At 52.8% G+C, this 19,884-nt stretch carries 21 protein-coding genes and 1 tRNA gene; 17 read left to right on the top strand and 5 right to left on the bottom strand.

Annotated features, from left to right (window positions below):
• Positions 1–70: 70 nt before the first annotated feature.
• From napF to ccmH, 15 genes are read left to right on the top strand one after another with little or no spacing between them, the layout of a single operon-like run.
• Positions 71–565 (top strand): ferredoxin-type protein NapF, encoded by a 495-nt coding sequence (gene napF, locus ATB02_RS11005; RefSeq protein WP_000686723.1) that lies wholly within the window; start codon positions 71–73, stop codon positions 563–565.
• The gene (gene napD / locus ATB02_RS11010; RefSeq protein WP_000557378.1) at positions 555–818 is read left to right on the top strand and encodes a chaperone NapD; all 264 of its coding nucleotides are present in this window, start codon (positions 555–557) and stop codon (positions 816–818) included. The genes napF and napD overlap by 11 nt, the downstream gene beginning before the upstream one ends.
• Positions 815–3,301, top strand: a complete 2,487-nt coding sequence (gene napA, locus ATB02_RS11015) for a periplasmic nitrate reductase subunit alpha (protein ID WP_000778067.1) — start codon at positions 815–817, stop codon at positions 3,299–3,301. The genes napD and napA overlap by 4 nt, the downstream gene beginning before the upstream one ends.
• A 6-nt stretch (positions 3,302–3,307) precedes the next feature.
• Positions 3,308–4,003 (top strand): ferredoxin-type protein NapG, encoded by a 696-nt coding sequence (gene napG / locus ATB02_RS11020; protein ID WP_104918189.1) that lies wholly within the window; start codon positions 3,308–3,310, stop codon positions 4,001–4,003.
• Positions 3,990–4,853 (top strand): quinol dehydrogenase ferredoxin subunit NapH, encoded by an 864-nt coding sequence (gene napH, locus ATB02_RS11025; protein WP_000013499.1) that lies wholly within the window; start codon positions 3,990–3,992, stop codon positions 4,851–4,853. Before napG ends, napH begins: the two co-directional genes overlap by 14 nt.
• The gene (gene napB / locus ATB02_RS11030; protein ID WP_000835174.1) at positions 4,850–5,299 is read left to right on the top strand and encodes a nitrate reductase cytochrome c-type subunit; all 450 of its coding nucleotides are present in this window, start codon (positions 4,850–4,852) and stop codon (positions 5,297–5,299) included. The genes napH and napB overlap by 4 nt, the downstream gene beginning before the upstream one ends.
• Positions 5,300–5,308: 9 nt before the next feature.
• The gene (napC, locus tag ATB02_RS11035) at positions 5,309–5,911 is read left to right on the top strand and encodes a cytochrome c-type protein NapC (RefSeq protein ID WP_000528376.1); all 603 of its coding nucleotides are present in this window, start codon (positions 5,309–5,311) and stop codon (positions 5,909–5,911) included.
• Positions 5,912–5,923: 12 nt separating this feature from the next.
• Entirely contained in the window at positions 5,924–6,547 is a 624-nt protein-coding gene (gene ccmA / locus ATB02_RS11040; RefSeq protein WP_000525586.1) for a cytochrome c biogenesis heme-transporting ATPase CcmA, read from the top strand.
• Complete coding sequence (gene ccmB / locus ATB02_RS11045; protein ID WP_000971730.1) at positions 6,544–7,206, top strand: heme exporter protein CcmB; 663 nt, start codon at positions 6,544–6,546, stop codon at positions 7,204–7,206. Before ccmA ends, ccmB begins: the two co-directional genes overlap by 4 nt.
• 41 nt (positions 7,207–7,247) lie before the next feature.
• On the top strand, positions 7,248–7,985 hold the full coding sequence (gene ccmC / locus ATB02_RS11050) for a heme exporter protein CcmC (RefSeq protein WP_001295447.1): 738 nt from the start codon (positions 7,248–7,250) through the stop codon (positions 7,983–7,985).
• Positions 7,982–8,191 (top strand): heme exporter protein CcmD, encoded by a 210-nt coding sequence (ccmD, locus tag ATB02_RS11055; protein ID WP_000186536.1) that lies wholly within the window; start codon positions 7,982–7,984, stop codon positions 8,189–8,191. The genes ccmC and ccmD overlap by 4 nt, the downstream gene beginning before the upstream one ends.
• Positions 8,188–8,667: a cytochrome c maturation protein CcmE gene (ccmE, locus tag ATB02_RS11060; RefSeq protein WP_001026418.1), complete on the top strand. Its 480-nt coding sequence runs from the start codon at positions 8,188–8,190 to the stop codon at positions 8,665–8,667. The genes ccmD and ccmE overlap by 4 nt, the downstream gene beginning before the upstream one ends.
• On the top strand, positions 8,664–10,607 hold the full coding sequence (gene ccmF / locus ATB02_RS11065) for a cytochrome c-type biogenesis heme lyase CcmF (protein WP_000982453.1): 1,944 nt from the start codon (positions 8,664–8,666) through the stop codon (positions 10,605–10,607). Before ccmE ends, ccmF begins: the two co-directional genes overlap by 4 nt.
• Entirely contained in the window at positions 10,604–11,161 is a 558-nt protein-coding gene (dsbE, locus tag ATB02_RS11070; protein WP_000824445.1) for a thiol:disulfide interchange protein DsbE, read from the top strand. Before ccmF ends, dsbE begins: the two co-directional genes overlap by 4 nt.
• Positions 11,158–12,210: a cytochrome c-type biogenesis thiol:disulfide oxidoreductase CcmH gene (gene ccmH / locus ATB02_RS11075; RefSeq protein WP_032184637.1), complete on the top strand. Its 1,053-nt coding sequence runs from the start codon at positions 11,158–11,160 to the stop codon at positions 12,208–12,210. Before dsbE ends, ccmH begins: the two co-directional genes overlap by 4 nt.
• A 212-nt stretch (positions 12,211–12,422) precedes the next feature.
• Here the strand turns inward: ccmH and narP are convergent, their stop codons facing one another.
• Positions 12,423–13,070 carry a nitrate/nitrite response regulator protein NarP gene (gene narP / locus ATB02_RS11080; protein ID WP_105271572.1) on the bottom strand — a complete coding sequence of 216 codons (648 nt, stop codon included), beginning with the start codon at positions 13,068–13,070 and terminating at the stop codon, positions 12,423–12,425.
• A gap of 319 nt (positions 13,071–13,389) precedes the next feature.
• Here narP and yejO point away from each other — a divergent pair, with 319 nt between their 5' ends.
• The gene (gene yejO / locus ATB02_RS11090; RefSeq protein WP_123059841.1) at positions 13,390–15,984 is read left to right on the top strand and encodes an autotransporter YejO; all 2,595 of its coding nucleotides are present in this window, start codon (positions 13,390–13,392) and stop codon (positions 15,982–15,984) included.
• 101 nt (positions 15,985–16,085) lie between these two features.
• On the opposite strand, the gene ATB02_RS11095 is transcribed toward yejO, so the two are convergent.
• The 3 genes from ATB02_RS11095 to ATB02_RS11105 form a co-directional block, all read right to left on the bottom strand.
• Positions 16,086–16,162: transfer RNA gene (locus tag ATB02_RS11095), tRNA-Pro, on the bottom strand.
• A gap of 74 nt (positions 16,163–16,236) precedes the next feature.
• A complete protein-coding gene (yejM, locus tag ATB02_RS11100) occupies positions 16,237–17,997 on the bottom strand; it encodes an LPS biosynthesis-modulating metalloenzyme YejM (RefSeq protein ID WP_105271574.1) in 1,761 nt (586 codons plus the stop codon).
• 19 nt (positions 17,998–18,016) lie between these two features.
• Positions 18,017–18,244 (bottom strand): YejL family protein, encoded by a 228-nt coding sequence (locus tag ATB02_RS11105; RefSeq protein ID WP_001135667.1) that lies wholly within the window; start codon positions 18,242–18,244, stop codon positions 18,017–18,019.
• 181 nt (positions 18,245–18,425) lie between these two features.
• Here ATB02_RS11105 and yejK point away from each other — a divergent pair, with 181 nt between their 5' ends.
• Positions 18,426–19,433, top strand: coding sequence for a nucleoid-associated protein YejK (gene yejK, locus ATB02_RS11110; protein WP_000050789.1), 1,008 nt, complete (start codon positions 18,426–18,428; stop codon positions 19,431–19,433).
• A 140-nt stretch (positions 19,434–19,573) separates the two neighbouring features.
• On the opposite strand, the gene rplY is transcribed toward yejK, so the two are convergent.
• On the bottom strand, positions 19,574–19,858 hold the full coding sequence (gene rplY / locus ATB02_RS11115) for a 50S ribosomal protein L25 (RefSeq protein WP_000494197.1): 285 nt from the start codon (positions 19,856–19,858) through the stop codon (positions 19,574–19,576).
• Positions 19,859–19,884: the final 26 nt, after the last annotated feature.

Raw genomic sequence — 19,884 nt, forward strand, 5'->3', positions numbered from 1 at the left:
TGGCTTATTAATTATGCGGTTTATTTGGTCGCTCTCAATTTTCAGAGCGTATTAATGATGGAAGGTCAATGTGAAGATTGATGCATCCCGTCGGGGCATACTCACTGGTCGCTGGCGCAAAGCCAGTAACGGTATCCGTCCGCCCTGGTCCGGTGATGAATCTCATTTTCTGACCCATTGCACCCGCTGTGACGCCTGTATTAATGCTTGTGAAAACAACATTCTGCAACGCGGCGCGGGGGGCTATCCGAGCGTTAATTTCAAAAATAACGAGTGCAGCTTCTGTTATGCCTGCGCGCAAGCTTGCCCCGAATCGCTATTTTCTCCGCGCCACACCAGGGCCTGGGATTTGCAGTTCACCATTGGGGACGCGTGCCTGGCGTATCAGTCAGTTGAATGCCGCCGCTGTCAGGATAGCTGTGAGCCAATGGCAATTATCTTTCGCCCGACGCTCTCCGGGATCTACCAGCCGCAACTTAATAGCCAACTTTGCAACGGATGTGGAGCATGTGCAGCCAGCTGTCCGGTATCAGCCATAACTGCGGAGTATCTCCATGCACACTAACTGGCAAGTTTGCAGCCTGGTCGTGCAGGCCAAAAGCGAACGAATTTCAGACATCAGCACCCAACTGAACGCCTTTCCCGGCTGTGAAGTCGCTGTCAGCGACGCGCCGAGCGGTCAGTTGATTGTGGTGGTGGAAGCAGAAGACAGCGAAACGCTGATCCAAACCATTGAGTCAGTACGCAACGTAGAGGGCGTGCTGGCGGTGTCGCTGGTTTATCACCAGCAGGAAGAGCAAGGTGAGGAAACACCATGAAACTCAGTCGTCGTAGCTTTATGAAAGCTAACGCCGTTGCGGCCGCTGCGGCGGCTGCCGGTCTCAGCGTGCCGGGCGTTGCCCGCGCCGTTGTTGGTCAGCAGGAAGCCATTAAATGGGATAAAGCACCATGCCGTTTCTGCGGTACTGGTTGTGGCGTTCTGGTCGGAACGCAGCAGGGGCGTGTGGTGGCCTGTCAGGGCGACCCGGACGCACCGGTTAACCGTGGTCTGAACTGCATTAAGGGCTATTTCCTGCCCAAAATCATGTACGGTAAAGACCGTTTGACGCAGCCGCTTCTGCGTATGAAAAACGGTAAATATGACAAAGAAGGCGAGTTCACCCCAATCACCTGGGATCAAGCCTTCGATGTGATGGAAGAAAAATTCAAAACTGCCCTGAAAGAAAAAGGGCCGGAATCGATCGGTATGTTCGGTTCTGGTCAGTGGACTATCTGGGAAGGTTATGCCGCGTCCAAGCTGTTCAAAGCGGGCTTCCGTTCGAACAACATCGACCCGAACGCGCGTCACTGTATGGCGTCGGCGGTAGTTGGCTTTATGCGTACCTTTGGTATGGATGAGCCGATGGGCTGCTATGACGACATCGAACAGGCTGACGCGTTTGTGCTGTGGGGCGCTAACATGGCGGAGATGCACCCGATTCTCTGGTCGCGCATCACCAACCGTCGTCTCTCTAACCAGAACGTCACCGTGGCGGTGCTTTCTACCTACCAGCATCGTAGCTTCGAGCTGGCGGATAACGGCATCATCTTTACGCCACAGTCTGACCTGGTGATCCTGAACTACATCGCCAACTATATCATTCAAAACAACGCGATAAATCAGGACTTCTTTAGCAAACACGTTAACCTGCGCAAAGGGGCGACGGACATCGGCTACGGTTTACGTCCGACCCATCCGCTGGAAAAAGCAGCGAAGAATCCAGGTTCTGACGCTTCCGAACCGATGAGCTTTGAAGATTACAAAGCCTTCGTTGCTGAGTATACGCTGGAAAAAACCGCTGAAATGACCGGCGTGCCGAAAGACCAGTTAGAACAACTGGCGCAGCTGTATGCCGATCCGAACAAGAAAGTCATCTCCTACTGGACGATGGGCTTCAACCAGCATACCCGTGGCGTGTGGGCCAACAACCTAGTCTACAACCTGCACCTGCTGACTGGCAAAATTTCTCAGCCGGGTTGCGGTCCGTTCTCCCTGACCGGGCAGCCTTCCGCGTGTGGTACTGCGCGAGAAGTGGGCACCTTTGCTCACCGTCTGCCTGCGGACATGGTGGTGACCAATGAGAAACATCGTGATATCTGCGAGAAGAAGTGGAATATCCCGAGTGGCACCATTCCGGCGAAAATCGGTCTGCACGCGGTGGCACAAGACCGTGCGCTGAAAGACGGCAAACTGAATGTTTACTGGACCATGTGTACCAACAACATGCAAGCCGGGCCGAACATTAATGAAGAGCGTATGCCGGGCTGGCGCGATCCGCGCAACTTTATCATCGTTTCCGATCCGTATCCGACAGTCAGTGCGCTGGCAGCCGACTTGATCCTGCCGACCGCAATGTGGGTAGAAAAAGAGGGTGCTTACGGTAACGCCGAACGCCGTACTCAATTCTGGCGTCAGCAGGTACAGGCACCGGGCGAAGCGAAATCGGATCTCTGGCAGTTAGTTCAGTTCTCCCGCCGCTTCAAAACTGAAGAAGTGTGGCCGGAAGAGTTGCTGGCGAAGAAACCGGAACTGCGTGGCAAAACGCTGTATGAGGTTCTGTATGCCACCCCGGAAGTGAGCAAATTCCCGGTATCCGAACTGGCAGAAGATCAGTTGAACGATGAATCCCGCGAGCTGGGCTTCTATCTGCAAAAAGGGCTGTTCGAAGAGTATGCATGGTTTGGTCGCGGTCACGGTCACGATCTCGCGCCGTTCGATGACTACCACAAAGCGCGCGGTCTGCGCTGGCCGGTGGTTAACGGTAAAGAAACGCAGTGGCGTTATAGCGAAGGTAACGACCCGTACGTGAAAGCGGGTGAAGGCTACAAGTTCTACGGTAAACCGGATGGCAAAGCGGTGATCTTCGCACTGCCGTTCGAACCGGCGGCGGAAGCACCGGATGAAGAGTACGATCTGTGGCTCTCTACCGGGCGTGTCCTGGAGCACTGGCACACCGGCAGTATGACTCGCCGTGTACCGGAACTGCACCGTGCCTTCCCGGAAGCGGTCCTGTTTATTCATCCGCTGGATGCGAAAGCGCGCGATCTGCGTCGTGGCGACAAAGTGAAAGTGGTTTCTCGCCGTGGCGAAGTCATCTCGATTGTTGAAACGCGCGGTCGTAACCGTCCGCCGCAGGGCCTGGTGTATATGCCGTTCTTCGACGCCGCACAGCTGGTTAACAAACTGACGCTGGATGCGACCGATCCGCTCTCGAAAGAGACGGACTTCAAGAAGTGTGCGGTCAAACTGGAGAAGGTGTAAGCCATTATGTCCCGGTCAGCGAAACCTCAAAATGGTCGCCGCCGCTTTCTGCGCGATGTCGTTCGCACAGCTGGCGGGCTGGCTGCCGTGGGTGTGGCGCTGGGGTTACAACAGCAAACCGCACGCGCATCTGGTGTGCGGTTGCGCCCACCCGGAGCCATAAACGAGAACGCCTTTGCCAGTGCCTGTGTACGTTGCGGTCAGTGTGTTCAGGCTTGCCCTTACGACACCTTAAAACTGGCGACACTGGCCTCTGGCCTGTCGGCAGGTACGCCGTACTTTGTCGCGCGGGATATTCCTTGCGAAATGTGTGAGGACATTCCGTGCGCCAAAGTGTGCCCGAGCGGTGCGCTGGATCGAGAGATCGAATCGATCGACGACGCGCGGATGGGGCTGGCGGTGCTGGTGGATCAGGAGAACTGCCTCAACTTTCAGGGGCTGCGCTGCGATGTTTGCTATCGCGAATGCCCGAAAATTGATGAGGCAATCACCCTGGAGCTGGAGCGTAACACGCGTACCGGTAAGCACGCCCGTTTTCTGCCGACGGTTCACAGCGACGCCTGTACCGGCTGCGGTAAGTGCGAAAAAGTGTGCGTGCTGGAACAACCCGCAATCAAGGTGTTACCGCTGTCACTGGCGAAAGGGGAGTTAGGTCACCATTACCGCTTCGGCTGGCTGGAGGGGAGCAATGGCAAATCGTAAACGTGACGCCGGGCGCGAGGCGCTGGAGAAAAAAGGCTGGTGGCGCAGTCACCGTTGGCTGGTGTTGCGTCGCCTTTGTCAGTTCTTCGTGCTGGGAATGTTTTTGAGTGGCCCGTGGTTTGGTGTGTGGATCTTGCATGGCAACTACAGCAGTAGCCTGTTATTCGACACCGTTCCGCTGACCGATCCGCTGATGACGCTGCAAAGCCTTGCCAGCGGTCATCTGCCTGCCACGGTAGCGCTGACTGGTGCGGTGATTATCACCGTGCTCTACGCCCTGGCAGGAAAGCGATTATTTTGCAGCTGGGTCTGCCCGCTGAACCCGATTACCGACTTAGCAAATTGGTTACGCAGACGATTTGACCTCAATCAGTCTGCGACGATCCCTCGCCACATTCGCTACGTGCTGTTGGTGATCATTCTGGTGGGATCGGCCTTAACTGGCACGCTCATCTGGGAATGGATCAACCCCGTTTCCCTGATGGGGCGTAGCCTGGTAATGGGCTTCGGCAGCGGCGCGCTGCTTATTCTCGCGCTGTTTTTATTTGATCTACTGGTCGTTGAACACGGCTGGTGCGGGCACATTTGTCCGGTTGGTGCACTGTATGGCGTGCTGGGTAGTAAAGGTGTGATTACCGTTGCGGCCACCGATCGGCAGAAATGTAACCGCTGTATGGATTGTTTTCATGTTTGCCCGGAACCGCATGTGCTACGTGCCCCGGTGCTGGATGAACAAAGCCCGGTGCAGGTCACCAGCCGCGATTGCATGACGTGCGGTCGCTGCGTGGATGTCTGTTCTGAGGATGTATTTACAATAACTACACGATGGAGTTCGGGAGCGAAATCATGAAAAGCCATGACCTGAAGAAAGCGCTGTGTCAATGGACGGCGATGCTGGCCCTGGTGGTAAGCGGCGCGGTTTGGGCGGCTAATGGCGTCGATTTTAGCCAGTCGCCGGAAGTATCCGGGACGCAGGAAGGGGCCATTCGGATGCCAAAAGAGCAGGATCGGATGCCGCTGAACTATGTGAATCAGCCGCCAATGATCCCGCATAGCGTTGAAGGTTATCAGGTAACGACCAATACCAACCGCTGCTTGCAGTGCCACGGTGTCGAAAGCTATCGCACCACTGGCGCGCCGCGCATTAGTCCTACTCACTTTATGGACAGCGACGGCAAAGTGGGCGCAGAAGTGGCTCCGCGTCGTTATTTCTGTCTGCAATGTCACGTACCGCAGGCCGATACCGCGCCAATCGTGGGGAATACCTTTACCCCATCAAAAGGTTACGGGAAATAAGAGGTTATTATGGGAAATTCTGACCGTAAGCCTGGTCTGATTAAGCGCCTGTGGAAATGGTGGCGTACCCCCAGCCGTCTGGCTCTGGGGACGCTGCTGTTGATCGGCTTTGTTGGCGGTATCGTCTTCTGGGGCGGCTTTAACACCGGGATGGAAAAAGCTAACACTGAAGAGTTTTGCATTAGCTGCCACGAAATGCGTAACACGGTGTATCAGGAATACATGGATTCTGTGCACTACAACAACCGTAGCGGCGTCCGTGCGACCTGTCCGGATTGTCACGTTCCGCACGAGTTTGTACCGAAGATGATACGCAAGCTCAAAGCAAGTAAAGAGCTGTATGGTAAAATTTTTGGCGTTATTGACACGCCGCAGAAATTTGAAGCTCATCGCCTGACGATGGCACAGAATGAGTGGCGGCGCATGAAGGACAATAACTCGCAGGAGTGTCGTAACTGTCACAACTTCGAGTATATGGATACAACCGCCCAGAAATCAGTTGCCGCTAAGATGCACGACCAGGCGGTGAAAGATGGGCAAACCTGTATTGATTGCCATAAAGGGATCGCACACAAGCTACCCGATATGCGCGAAGTCGAGCCAGGTTTTTAACAGGGTTATTGCGTGGGTATGCTTGAAGCCAGAGAGTTACTTTGCGAGCGGGATGAACGAACCTTATTTAGTGGTTTGTCATTTACGCTGAACGCAGGAGAGTGGGTACAAATCACCGGCAGCAACGGCGCGGGGAAGACAACGCTTCTCCGTTTGCTGACGGGGTTGTCTCGCCCTGACGCAGGCGAGGTTCTCTGGCAAGGGCAGCCCTTGCATCAGGTACGCGACAGCTACCATCAAAACCTGTTATGGATAGGCCATCAGCCGGGGATCAAAACCCGGCTGACGGCGTTAGAAAATCTGCACTTTTATCACCGCGATGGCGATACCGCACAATGTCTGGAAGCCCTGGCGCAGGCCGGGCTTGCCGGATTCGAAGATATTCCTGTAAATCAACTTTCTGCCGGGCAACAACGCCGCGTCGCTTTAGCGCGTCTGTGGCTGACCCGTGCCACGTTATGGATACTCGACGAGCCTTTTACCGCGATTGATGTTAACGGCGTCGATCGTCTGACCCAGCGTATGGCGCAGCATACGGAGCAGGGGGGGATTGTGATTCTGACTACCCACCAGCCGCTCAACGTTGCTGAAAGTAAAATTCGCCGCATTTCACTGACGCAAACGGGGGCCGCATGATGTTCTGGCGAATTTTCCGTCTTGAACTGCGCGTGGCGTTTCGTCATAGCGCCGAAATCGCTAACCCGCTGTGGTTCTTCCTGATTGTTATTACCCTTTTTCCGCTCAGTATCGGTCCGGAGCCGCAACTGCTCGCGCGTATTGCCCCTGGCATTATCTGGGTTGCAGCGCTGCTTTCATCCTTGCTGGCACTGGAACGACTGTTCCGTGACGATTTGCAGGACGGCAGTCTTGAACAATTGATGTTGTTGCCGTTACCCTTGCCCGCCGTTGTGCTGGCGAAGGTGATGGCGCACTGGATGGTAACAGGTCTGCCGTTACTCATCCTTTCGCCTCTGGTAGCAATGCTACTGGGAATGGATGTTTATGGCTGGCAAGTGATGGCGCTGACGCTGCTGCTGGGAACCCCAACGCTTGGTTTTCTCGGTGCACCGGGCGTGGCGCTGACAGTGGGACTTAAGCGCGGTGGTGTGCTGCTCAGCATACTGGTATTACCGCTGACTATCCCATTACTCATCTTTGCCACCGCCGCGATGGACGCGGCTTCCATGCATTTGCCCGTTGACGGGTATCTGGCAATTTTAGGCGCGTTGCTGGCAGGCACCGCGACATTAAGTCCTTTTGCGACGGCGGCAGCGTTACGAATCAGCATTCAATAACGCTGGATTACTGATTTTTGTTCGAGTCTGGTATCGAAACTATGTGGAAAACACTGCATCAACTGGCGATCCCACCACGGCTGTATCAAATCTGTGGCTGGTTTATACCGTGGCTGGCAATTGCCAGTGTGGTCGTGCTTACCGTCGGCTGGATCTGGGGATTCGGCTTTGCTCCGGCTGATTATCAGCAGGGAAATAGCTACCGCATTATCTACCTGCATGTGCCTGCGGCGATCTGGTCGATGGGCATTTATGCATCAATGGCGGTGGCAGCGTTTATTGGCCTGGTCTGGCAGATGAAAATGGCCAACCTGGCGGTGGCGGCGATGGCCCCCATTGGTGCCGTGTTTACCTTTATTGCCCTGGTTACCGGCTCTGCATGGGGAAAACCGATGTGGGGCACCTGGTGGGTATGGGATGCACGTCTGACTTCTGAACTGGTGCTGCTGTTTCTGTATGTTGGTGTGATTGCCCTGTGGCACGCCTTCGACGACCGTCGTCTGGCGGGCCGTGCGGCAGGTATCCTGGTGCTGATTGGCGTGGTGAATCTGCCGATTATTCATTACTCCGTGGAGTGGTGGAACACCCTGCATCAGGGATCAACGCGGATGCAGCAAAGTATCGATCCGGCGATGCGTTCGCCGCTGCGCTGGTCGATTTTTGGCTTCCTGCTGCTGTCTGCCACGCTGACGCTGATGCGGATGCGTAATTTAATTTTGCTGATGGAAAAACGCCGTCCGTGGGTGAGTGAACTGATACTGAAAAGAGGCCGTAAATGACCCCTGCATTTGCTTCCTGGAATGAATTTTTCGCAATGGGCGGTTACGCCTTTTTTGTCTGGCTGGCGGTGGTGATGACCGTTATTCCGCTGGTGGTTTTGGTCGTGCACTCCGTGTTGCAGCATCGCGCAATTCTGCGTGGCGTGGCGCAACAGCGGGCGCGTGAGGCGCGTTTACGTGCTGCGCAACAGCAGGAGGCTGCATGAATATTCGCCGTAAAAACCGCTTGTGGATTGCCTGTGCCGTGCTGGCGGGGCTGGCGCTGACTATCGGCCTGGTGTTGTATGCGCTGCGCTCGAATATCGATCTTTTTTATACGCCGGGGGAAATTCTCTACGGCAAGCGTGAAACTCAGCAGATGCCGGAAGTCGGTCAGCGTCTGCGCGTTGGCGGGATGGTAATGCCGGGTAGCGTACAGCGCGATCCCAATTCGCTGAAAGTAACGTTCACCATTTACGACGCTGAAGGTTCAGTAGATGTCTCTTACGAAGGCATTTTGCCGGATCTGTTCCGTGAAGGGCAGGGCGTAGTGGTGCAGGGCGAACTGGAAAAAGGTAATCATATCCTCGCGAAAGAAGTACTGGCGAAACACGATGAAAACTACACGCCGCCAGAAGTCGAGAAAGCGATGGAAGCTAATCACCGTCGCCCGGCGAGTGTTTATAAGGACCCAGCATCATGATGCCAGAAATTGGTAACGGACTGCTGTGCCTGGCGCTAGGAATTGCGCTGTTGCTGTCCGTGTATCCGCTATGGGGCGTGGCGCGCGGGGATGCGCGCATGATGGCGTCTTCCCGCTTGTTTGCCTGGCTGCTATTTATGTCTGTGGCTGGCGCATTTCTGGTGCTGGTCAATGCTTTCGTGGTCAACGACTTTACCGTCACCTATGTTGCCAGCAACTCCAATACCCAGCTTCCGGTGTGGTATCGCGTAGCGGCAACCTGGGGTGCGCATGAAGGCTCGCTACTGCTGTGGGTGCTGCTGATGAGCGGCTGGACATTTGCGGTGGCGATTTTTAGTCAGCGTATTCCGCTGGATATTGTGGCCCGTGTACTGGCGATAATGGGGATGGTCAGTGTCGGCTTTTTGCTGTTCATTCTCTTTACCTCTAACCCGTTCTCACGCACGTTGCCGAACTTCCCGATTGAAGGGCGCGATCTTAACCCGCTGTTGCAGGATCCAGGGCTGATCTTCCATCCGCCTCTGCTCTATATGGGGTACGTCGGTTTCTCGGTGGCGTTTGCTTTTGCCATTGCTTCTTTGCTGAGTGGGCGTCTGGACAGCACTTACGCACGCTTTACCCGTCCGTGGACGCTGGCGGCGTGGATCTTCCTGACGCTCGGCATTGTGCTCGGTTCCGCATGGGCCTATTACGAACTCGGCTGGGGCGGCTGGTGGTTCTGGGATCCGGTAGAAAACGCCTCATTTATGCCGTGGTTGGTGGGTACTGCGCTGATGCACTCACTGGCGGTCACTGAACAGCGCGCCAGCTTCAAAGCGTGGACATTACTGCTGGCAATCAGTGCCTTCTCGCTGTGTCTGCTGGGGACTTTCCTGGTGCGTTCCGGCGTGCTGGTATCGGTACACGCGTTTGCCTCTGATCCGGCGCGCGGTATGTTTATCCTCGCTTTTATGGTGCTGGTGATTGGCGGTTCGCTGCTGCTGTTTGCCGCGCGTGGACACAAAGTTCGCTCACGCGTAAACAATGCGCTGTGGTCGCGGGAATCTCTGCTGTTAGCGAACAACGTTTTGCTGGTCGCCGCAATGCTGGTGGTATTGCTGGGGACGCTGCTGCCGCTGGTGCACAAGCAACTTGGGCTGGGCAGTATTTCGATTGGTGAACCGTTCTTCAACACTATGTTTACCTGGCTGATGGTGCCGTTTGCGCTACTGCTTGGTGTCGGTCCACTGGTGCGCTGGGGACGCGATCGCCCACGTAAAATCCGCAATTTATTAATTATCGCTTTCATCTCTACGCTGGTGTTGTCTCTGCTGTTGCCGTGGCTGTTCGAAAGCAAAGTTGTGGCGATGACGGTGCTCGGCCTGGCAATGGCCTGCTGGATTGCGGTGCTGGCAATTGCGGAAGCTGCGCTGCGTATTTCACGCGGCACGAAAACTACCTTCAGTTATTGGGGAATGGTGGCGGCTCACCTGGGGCTGGCAGTGACAATTGTTGGTATTGCCTTTAGCCAGAACTATAGCGTTGAGCGTGATGTGCGCATGAAGTCCGGCGATAGCGTCGATATTCATGAATATCGCTTCACCTTCCGTGATGTCAAAGAGGTGACTGGTCCGAACTGGCGTGGCGGTGTGGCGACTATCGGCGTAACGCGAGAGGGTAAACCGGAAACGGTGCTGTATGCGGAAAAACGTTATTACAACACTGCCGGGTCGATGATGACCGAAGCGGCGATTGACGGTGGCATCACGCGTGACCTGTACGCCGCGCTCGGTGAAGAGCTGGAAAACGGCGCGTGGGCTGTGCGTCTTTACTACAAACCGTTTGTTCGCTGGATTTGGGCGGGCGGGCTGATGATGGCGTTGGGCGGGCTGCTGTGCCTGTTTGATCCTCGCTATCGTAAGCGCGTAAGCCCGCAAAAAACTGCGCCGGAGGCTGTATGAAGCGCAAAGTATTGTTAATTCCTTTGATTATCTTCCTGGCGATTGCCGCGGCGTTGCTGTGGCAGCTGGCACGTAATGCCGAAGGGGATGATCCGACCAATCTGGAATCGGCGCTCATTGGCAAGCCGGTGCCAAAGTTTCGCCTCGAATCACTGGACAATCCGGGGCAGTTTTATCAGGCGGATGTGCTGACTCAGGGCAAACCAGTGCTGCTTAACGTCTGGGCGACCTGGTGTCCGACCTGCCGTGCGGAACATCAATATCTGAATCAGCTTTCTGCGCAGGGCATCCGAGTGGTCGGCATGAACTATAAAGACGATCGCCAGAAGGCAATCAGCTGGCTGAAAGAGCTGGGCAATCCTTACGCACTAAGCCTGTTTGATGGCGACGGCATGTTAGGGCTGGATCTCGGTGTCTATGGTGCACCAGAAACGTTCCTCATCGACGGCAACGGCATCATTCGCTATCGCCATGCGGGTGATCTCAATCCCCGCGTCTGGCAAGAAGAGATCAAGCCGCTGTGGGAGAAATACAGTAAGGAGGCCGCACAATGAGGTTTTTATTGGGCGTGCTGATGCTGATGATCTCCGGCTCAGCACTGGCGACCATCGACGTGTTGCAGTTTAAAGATGAAGCACAGGAACAACAGTTTCGTCAGCTTACTGAAGAACTGCGCTGCCCGAAATGCCAGAATAACAGCATTGCTGATTCCAACTCGATGATTGCCACCGACCTGCGCCAGAAAGTGTATGAACTGATGCAGGAAGGTAAAAGTAAGAAAGAGATTGTCGATTATATGGTGGCGCGTTACGGCAACTTCGTCACTTACGACCCGCCGTTAACGCCGCTGACCGTTCTGCTGTGGGTGCTACCGGTGGTGGCTATTGGCATTGGCGGTTGGGTCATTTACGCCCGCTCGCGGCGTCGGGTACGCGTGGTGCCGGAAGCGTTTCCTGAACAAAGCGTGCCGGAAGGTAAGCGTGCCGGATATGTTGTTTATCTGCCGGGTATTGTGGTGGCGTTAATTGTGGCTGGCGTCAGCTACTACCAGACCGGCAATTATCAGCAGGTGAAAATTTGGCAGCAGGCCACGGCTCAGGCGCCGGCGTTATTGGACAGGGCGCTGGATCCGAAAGCTGAGCCGCTCAACGAAGAAGAGATGTCCCGCCTTGCGCTGGGGATGCGTACTCAACTGCAAAAAAATCCGGGAGATATAGAAGGCTGGATTATGTTGGGCCGCGTTGGCATGGCGCTGGGTAACGCCAGTATTGCCACCGATGCATACGCCACTGCGTATCGCCTCGATCCGAAGAACAGCGATGCTGCACTGGGATACGCTGAAGCGTTGACACGTTCATCTGATCCCAACGACAACCGCCTGGGGGGTGAACTGCTACGCCAGTTGGTGAGAACGGACCATAGCAATATCCGTGTGTTAAGCATGTATGCGTTTAATGCCTTTGAGCAGCAGCGATTTGGCGAAGCCGTTGCCGCGTGGGAGATGATGTTGAAACTCTTACCTGCCAACGATACTCGCCGTGCGGTGATTGAACGCAGTATCGCGCAGGCGATGCAACACTTATCACCACAGGAGAGTAAATAAGAACAAGCCCGATGGTGATGCCATCGGGCCAGACTGATGGCAAAGTGCGCTTTGTTTATGCCAGATGCGGCGTAAACGCCTTATTCAGCCTACAAAATCGTGCGAACTCAATACATTGCTCGATCCGCGTAGGCCTGATAAGCGTAGCGCATCAGGCAGTTTTGCGTTTGTCATCAATATCAGCCCGAGGGTAAATCCATCGGGCTATTTTTTTATTGTGCCCCGCGTTGTTGCAGGAACAGAATGGTGGCCGCCACGCGTGAGCGGACATTGAGTTTACGCAGCAGATTACGGATATGGACTTTTACCGTCTGCTCGGAAATATTCAACACAGAGGCAATCTGTTTATTTGACAGCCCTTGTGCCAGCTCGTGCAGAACATCCAGCTCGCGTTCTGTCAGCACGCTGAAGGGGTCTTCTTCCGCGCCAAACATTTCACGTTCACGTAAGTACTGATTGACGCGTTCGCTAAAGACTTTGCTGCCTTTTGCTCCGGCGCGAATCGCTTCCAGCAACACTTCCGGATCGCTGTCTTTCAACAGATAACCGTCTGCGCCTGCGTCTATCAGCGCAAAGATATCGCTGGAGGCATCTGATACGGTCAGGATAATAATTTGCGCGGTAACGCCATCCCTGCGCAAGGCATTGAGGGTATCCAGGCCACTCATACCTTTCATATTGAGATCCAGCAAGATCACGTCGATATCCAGTCTATTCGCCAGATCGATAGCACTCGCGCCGTCGCCCGCTTCGGCGACCACTTCAAAGCCAGGATCAAGCTCCAGTAACTGACGAACACCGCGTCGCATAAGTGGATGATCATCCACAATCATCACCTGAAAAGGCGTTGCTTCAGGCATAGTAGTCTCCTGAGGTTTTATTAGAATCATTATGTTTGAGCGTAGCGTTGGAAACGCTACCAGGCGCGTGAATGTTACCCCATTTTATGTATGGACATGTAGTGAAAAGTACAGCTCAGTAGTTCACCCTCGCATCATTTTCATTATAAAGACGGAATTTTGCATCAGCTTCTCATCAAGAAAAACAACTAAAAAATCAATCACAATACTTGTGCATTTCTTTAAACAGTTTTTAAAAACTCACTCCGGGTATGGAGCTATGGGTATTTTCTTTACCCAATGCTTTTAACAGCAATTAATTTCATAGGATGAAAGATTAATGCATCACTCTGGTTCTGTTTCTCTTTGTCGTTCCGCAATATCTGTTCTGGTGGCTACAGCGTTATATTCACCCATAGCATTGGCATCAACTGTTGAGTATGGTGAGACAGTTGATGGTGTTGTCCTGGAAAAAGATATCCAGCTGGTTTATGGGACCGCCAATAATACGAAAATCAATCCTGGCGGAGAACAGCATATAAAAGAATTTGGTGTAAGTAGTAATACTGAAATTAACGGAGGGTATCAGTACATTGAAATGAATGGCACCGCAGATTACTCAGTATTAAATGACGGTTATCAAATTGTTCAAATGGGTGGCGCGGCAAACCAGACTACCCTCAATAATGGTGTGCTACAGGTTTATGGCGCAGCGAATGATCCCACGATTAAAGGCGGGCGCTTAATCGTTGAAACCGAAGGCATTGCCATCTTCGCCGTTATCGAAAAGGGAGGACTACTGGAGATTAAAGATGGCGGATTGGCATTTGCGGTAGATCAAAAAGCAGGCGGTGCAATCAAAACAACCACGCGGGCCATGGAGGTATTCGGAACAAACCGTCTCGGTCAGTTTGATATCAAAGATGGGGTTGCTAACAATATGCTGTTGGAAAACGGCGGAAGTTTGCGGGTTGAAGAGAATGACTTCGCTTATAATACCACTGTGGATAGTGGTGGTTTACTGGAGGTTATGGATGGCGGGACTGCAACTGGCGTTGACAAAAAAGCAGGCGGAAAATTAATTGTTTCAACGAATGCGCTGGAAGTGAGTGGTACAAACAGTAAAGGCCAATTTAGCATAAAAGATGGCGTGTCTAAAAATTATGAACTGGATGATGGTTCCGGGCTAATTGTTATGGAGGGCACTCAGGCAATTGACACTATCCTTGATGAGCATGCAACCATGCAATCGTTGGGAAGAGATACTGGTACGAGAGTGCAGGCACATGCAGTTTATGATCTTGGTCGGTCAGTGCAGAATGGAAGCATAAAATATTCCTCAAATGCCATATCTGAAAATATGGTTATCGATAATGGTCGCGCTAATGTCTGGACTGGCACAATGGTTAACGTAACAGTCAGAGGAAATGAGGGCATTATTGATGCAATGGCGCTGGAATTAAATTTTTATACACCGGCTACATTTTTAGGTGACGTGGTGGTTTCTGATGGTGCATCTTTAAGAACGCATGGCGCAGTGGATACCAGTAAAGCAGATGTTTCTATCGAAGAGAGTTTTTGGGCTATTATTGCCGATATCAATAATATAAACCAAAACACCCGTCTCAATTTAGCAAACCTGGTGATGTCAGACGGAACTGTCGTTATGATGGCTGAGCCAGTGACTCGTTCATCTGTGACGGCAAGTGCGGAAAATTTCACTACGTTGACCACCAATACCCTATCGGGAAACGGCAATTTTTATATGCGTACCGATATGGCTAATCATCAGAGCGATCAGCTCAACGTGACCGGTCAGGCAACAGGTGATTTCAAAATATTTGTGACGGACACGGGGGCCAGCCCGGCAGCAGGTGATAGCCTTACACTGGTAACAACGGGCGGCGGTGATGCTGCATTTACCTTGGGCAATGCCGGAGGCGTTGTTGATATCGGTACGTATGAATATACCTTGCTGGATAATGGCAACCATAGCTGGAGTCTGGCAGAGAATCGCGCGCAAATTACCCCTTCAACCACTGATGTGCTGAATATGGCGGCAGCGCAACCGCTGGTATTTGATGCAGAACTGGACACCGTGCGTGAGCGTCTTGGTAGCGTAAAAGGCGTTAATTACGATACGGCGATGTGGAGTTCGGCAATTAACACCCGCAACAACGTGACCACTGATGCGGGAGCTGGCTTTGAGCAAACATTGACGGGGCTGACGCTCGGTATCGATAGCCGTTTCTCCCGTGAAGAAAGCAGTACAATTCGCGGCTTGTTCTTTGGTTACTCTCATTCTGATATTGGTTTTGATCGCGGCGGCAAAGGCAATGTCGATAGCTATACCCTGGGGGCTTATGCCGGTTGGGAGCATCAGAACGGTGCCTATGTTGATGGGGTGGTGAAAGTTGACCGTTTTGCCAACACCATCCATGGCAAGATGAGTAATGGGGCAACAGCGTTTGGCGATTACAGTAGTAACGGCGCGGGTGCTCATGTCGAGAGCGGGTTCCGTTGGGGGGAGGGGCTGTGGAATGTAAGGCCTTATCTGTCCTTTACCGGCTTTACCACTGATGGTCAGGACTATACGTTATCAAATGGTATGCGTGCGGATGTGGGAAATACCCGCATATTACGCGCTGAAGCGGGAACGGCGGTAAGCTATCACATGGACCTGCAAAACGGTACGACGCTGGAACCCTGGCTGAAAGCCGCCGTGCGTCAGGAATACGCCGATTCTAACCAAGTGAAAGTTAATGACGACGGCAAATTTAATAATGACGTGGCTGGAACCCGTGGCGTTTATCAGGCTGGGATAAGGTCATCGTTTACCCCGACGTTAAGCGGTCATTTGTCAGTCAGCTATGGCAATGGCGCGGGGGTAGAATCACCGTGGAATACTCAGGCGGGTGTGGTCTGGACGTTCTGATAACAGAAAATAAACAGGCCGTAATGTGTCGCGGTCTGTTTATCAAATTAATCGCAGATATAAAAAAACCAACCGCAATAGATTGGTTTTTTTGGGATTTTTGGTCGGCACGAGAGGATTTGAACCTCCGACCCCCGACACCCCATGACGGTGCGCTACCAGGCTGCGCTACGTGCCGACTCGTGGCTGCTAATACTACCGTTTTCCACAACGAATGCAAGTAAGATATTTCGCTAACTGATTTATAATTAATCAGTTAGCGATAAAACGCTTCTCGTCTGTCAGCACCTGCAATAACAAACTTAACTGTGGTTTTTCATCTTTCACTCTTTCACCACGTAAGTTGTACGTGCGGTATTTACCGTTATTGTTCAGCACTAACGTCATTTTCGGGGTGGTAATTGCCAGCGTATCGTTATCCGCAGCAGTAACCCAGTAATGACGGCGTTGAGGGTTGAACAAATCCTGACCTTGCGAATATTCGCTGGCAGGTGTGCTGACATGTAGCAGGCGTTGCATCAGCGTCGTCATCAGATCGGTATGATCAGTCAGCGCATTAATACGCTGCGCCGGCGTGCCTGGCCAGTGAATCACTAATGGTACCTGCAGATGACCGTGGGACCAGTCAAAGGTTTCTTCCTCTTCGCTCAGCGGAATACCCCGGCCGGCAGTGATAATCACCACCGTATTGTCCAGTTTGCCAGAATCACGCAGTGCATTGAGCACGCGGTTGATCTGGTCATCGACATTGCCTGCCGCCCGGCTATATTTCCGTGCAAATGCCTGCTGATTGCTGTCGTCAATGTTAGTGCCATTGAAAGAGACCCACGAGAACCAGCGGTTATCTTCTTGTGCGTAGCGGCCCAGCCAGTTGATCCACTGCGTGGCGGTCTGCTCGTCGGATTGGGTACGTACGCTCGGCATCGAGAAATCTGACAACAATGCCTGGCGATACAGCGGGCTGGTAAAGCCATCTGACGAGAATAACCCCAGCTGATAGCCTTGCTGATTAAGCGCAGTAATTAACGCCGCAGGCGTACGGGTCGACAGAATGCCGTCCATATAGCTTGGCGAGATGCCATAGAACAGGCCAAAGATGCCGTTGTCTGTAGTGTTGCCGGAGCTCATATGGCGCGTGAACGAAATATTTTGCTCAGCAAAACCTGCCAGCGCAGGCATCTGCTTCTCGAAGCGTGAGTAGTTCAGGCCATCGACAGTAATCAACAGCACATTCTGCCCGGTGCCCATATCGCGATAGCGCAGTTCGCTTAACGGATACTGAACGGAAACGGCGTCTGGATTGCCTTGCTCAATAAGACGGCGTTGATACTCCTGCGCATCAAGCAGACCATGCTTCTCAAGAAAACGTCGCGCCGTCATCGGGTACGAAAGCGGCAGGTTAGCGCGCTGCATGGTGATCGGGCGATAGAAGTTGGCATCGGCCCAGATATACACCACATGCGAGGCAATAAAAGCGATAAATAAGAATGCGGCCAGTGGGCGCGCGAAGCGCCGACGACGCGTCAGGCTGCGTAGCTTTTGCCAGCTCCACGTCGCAAACACCAGTTCAAGCAATAAAATAACCGGCACGCTAATGAACATCAGCTGCCAGTCGCGCGCCATCTCATTTTCGTCTGGGTTGATAACCAACTGCCAGACGATGGGATTAAGATGGAGATGGAAACGAGTAAAGACTTCGCTATCGATCAGTAATAGCGTCATTCCCGCCGTTGCTAAAATGACGGACAAAAACCTCATCAGCCTCTGAGAGCCGACGATAAAGGTCAGCGGGAAGAGGATCAGCAAGTAGGTGGCGAACACCAGGAAGCTGAAATGGCCGATAATGCTTACGTAGGAATAAATGCGACCAGCAAGCGTTGTCGGCCAGTCGGCGATAAACAGGTAACGGCTGCCAATGACGAGCGAAAGCAGAATATTGAACAGTGCAAACCAGTGCCCCCAACTGACCATCTGGGAGACTTTTTCACGGTAGCGCTGACGATGAGTTACCATAACCTGTTATCTGTTTCCCTTAGTGCGCTTTGTCTTCGTTGATAGAGGACTGTAAGGCGCGGGCAAAAGAGTTGGCAATTGCCTGGCGTTGGGCCGGGGCAATGCTGGTGTTGATAAGGTTAGTGACCATGTTGCCTAACACCATCAGGGAAAGGTCGGTCGGAGCCTTATGTTTTTCCAGTACGTTGAGCAGCTCTGCGAGCAATTGTTCAACCTGTTCATCACTGTAGCGGGAAATTTGTGGCATAAATCGAAATCAGTTAGTTGATGAAAGGGCAACATATTACCGTAGCAACGGTTTTTTTTCTGCTTTTTTATGCTTTAAATCATTCTCGTTACGCCGCCTTCTGTAAAATGACCGCCATCTTTTATTGCGTCGCTTTACCGGCGGTGGTTGAATACCGGCCGGTCTTAAAGGAGAGTTTATCATGAGTCTGGATATCAACCAGATTGCTCTGCACCAGCTTATCAAGCGTGATGAGCAGAACCTTGAGCTGGTGTTGCGCGATTCATTGCTGGAACCGACAGAAACCGTCGTTGAGATGGTGGCAGAACTGCATCGGGTCTATAGCGCCAAAAATAAAGCATACGGCTTGTTCAGCGAAGAGAGTGAACTGGCGCAGACGCTACGCTTACAGCGTCAGGGCGAAGAGGACTTTCTGGCCTTTAGCCGCGCGGCAACCGGTCGCCTGCGTGACGAATTAGCGAAATATCCTTTTGCTGACGGTGGCTTCGTGCTGTTTTGTCACTACCGTTATTTAGCTGTCGAATATCTGCTGGTGGCGGTTCTGAGCAACCTGAGCAGTATGCGCGTTAACGAAAATCTCGACATCAACCCGACCCATTATCTTGATATCAATCATGCGGATATTGTTGCGCGTATCGATTTAACCGAATGGGAAACCAATCCAGAGTCGACCCGGTATCTCACTTTCCTGAAAGGGCGAGTCGGGCGCAAAGTGGCCGATTTCTTCATGGACTTCCTCGGTGCCAGCGAAGGGTTGAACGCGAAAGCGCAAAACCGCGGATTATTGCAGGCGGTTGATGATTTCACTGCCGAAGCACAACTGGATAAAGCAGAACGGCAGAACGTGCGTCAGCAGGTCTACAGCTACTGTAATGAGCAATTGCAGGCGGGTGAAGAGATCGAGCTTGAATCGCTGTCGAAAGAGCTGGCGGGCGTCAGCGAAGTGAGCTTCACGGAATTTGCGGCTGAAAAAGGCTACGAACTTGAAGAGAGCTTCCCGGCAGACCGTAGCACGTTGCGTCAGTTGACGAAGTTTGCCGGTAGCGGTGGTGGCTTGACCATTAACTTTGATGCGATGCTGTTAGGTGAGCGCATTTTCTGGGACCCGGCGACCGATACCCTGACCATTAAAGGCACGCCGCCGAACTTGCGCGATCAATTGCAGCGCCGGACGTCTGGCGGCAATTAATCGGTTTGGTGTTATGAATGCCAGATGCGGCGTGAACGCCTTATCTGGCCTACAAAAAATAGCAATACCGTAATCAGGCATAATTTGCAGATACAAAAAACCCCGCCGGAGCGGGGTTTTTTTTACAACTTATTCAGCGATTAAGCGCGAACGAAGTCGATGTGCAGCAGCTTAGGTTTGTACGGGTGACGCTGTACGTCCTGAGCTTTAACTTTGATTTCTTTACCGTCAACAACGATGGTCAGAACTTCGCTGTAGAATTCAGCTTTAACTTGCATGTTCATGACTTTGTCGTGATCCAGAGCAACAGCCAGCGGCGCTTCGTTGCCACCGTAGATGATTGCCGGGAATTTGTTAGCGGTACGCAGGCGGCGGCTCGCACCCTTACCCTGCTCGTTACGTACTTCTGCGTTGATAGTAAACATTTCTTTCTCTCTTAAATTAATCCTGC

The organism is Escherichia sp. MOD1-EC5189 (genome assembly GCF_002966045.1).
Lineage (GTDB): Bacteria > Pseudomonadota > Gammaproteobacteria > Enterobacterales > Enterobacteriaceae > Escherichia > Escherichia coli_F.

What these genes read in the sequence shown, in the direction of transcription:
- napD (WP_000557378.1), top strand. Translation starts at nt 555, where the DNA reads ATGCACACTAACTGGCAAGTTTGCAGCCTGGTCGTGCAGGCCAAAAGC.
- napA (WP_000778067.1), top strand. Translation starts at nt 815, where the DNA reads ATGAAACTCAGTCGTCGTAGCTTTATGAAAGCTAACGCCGTTGCGGCC.
- napG (WP_104918189.1), top strand. Translation starts at nt 3,308, where the DNA reads ATGTCCCGGTCAGCGAAACCTCAAAATGGTCGCCGCCGCTTTCTGCGC.
- napH (WP_000013499.1), top strand. Translation starts at nt 3,990, where the DNA reads ATGGCAAATCGTAAACGTGACGCCGGGCGCGAGGCGCTGGAGAAAAAA.
- napB (WP_000835174.1), top strand. Translation starts at nt 4,850, where the DNA reads ATGAAAAGCCATGACCTGAAGAAAGCGCTGTGTCAATGGACGGCGATG.
- napC (WP_000528376.1), top strand. Translation starts at nt 5,309, where the DNA reads ATGGGAAATTCTGACCGTAAGCCTGGTCTGATTAAGCGCCTGTGGAAA.
- ccmB (WP_000971730.1), top strand. Translation starts at nt 6,544, where the DNA reads ATGATGTTCTGGCGAATTTTCCGTCTTGAACTGCGCGTGGCGTTTCGT.
- ccmC (WP_001295447.1), top strand. Translation starts at nt 7,248, where the DNA reads ATGTGGAAAACACTGCATCAACTGGCGATCCCACCACGGCTGTATCAA.
- ccmD (WP_000186536.1), top strand. Translation starts at nt 7,982, where the DNA reads ATGACCCCTGCATTTGCTTCCTGGAATGAATTTTTCGCAATGGGCGGT.
- ccmE (WP_001026418.1), top strand. Translation starts at nt 8,188, where the DNA reads ATGAATATTCGCCGTAAAAACCGCTTGTGGATTGCCTGTGCCGTGCTG.
- ccmF (WP_000982453.1), top strand. Translation starts at nt 8,664, where the DNA reads ATGATGCCAGAAATTGGTAACGGACTGCTGTGCCTGGCGCTAGGAATT.
- dsbE (WP_000824445.1), top strand. Translation starts at nt 10,604, where the DNA reads ATGAAGCGCAAAGTATTGTTAATTCCTTTGATTATCTTCCTGGCGATT.
- ccmH (WP_032184637.1), top strand. Translation starts at nt 11,158, where the DNA reads ATGAGGTTTTTATTGGGCGTGCTGATGCTGATGATCTCCGGCTCAGCA.
- narP (WP_105271572.1), bottom strand. Translation starts at nt 13,070, where the DNA reads ATGCCTGAAGCAACGCCTTTTCAGGTGATGATTGTGGATGATCATCCA.
- yejO (WP_123059841.1), top strand. Translation starts at nt 13,390, where the DNA reads ATGCATCACTCTGGTTCTGTTTCTCTTTGTCGTTCCGCAATATCTGTT.
- yejM (WP_105271574.1), bottom strand. Translation starts at nt 17,997, where the DNA reads ATGGTAACTCATCGTCAGCGCTACCGTGAAAAAGTCTCCCAGATGGTC.
- ATB02_RS11105 (WP_001135667.1), bottom strand. Translation starts at nt 18,244, where the DNA reads ATGCCACAAATTTCCCGCTACAGTGATGAACAGGTTGAACAATTGCTC.
- yejK (WP_000050789.1), top strand. Translation starts at nt 18,426, where the DNA reads ATGAGTCTGGATATCAACCAGATTGCTCTGCACCAGCTTATCAAGCGT.
- rplY (WP_000494197.1), bottom strand. Translation starts at nt 19,858, where the DNA reads ATGTTTACTATCAACGCAGAAGTACGTAACGAGCAGGGTAAGGGTGCG.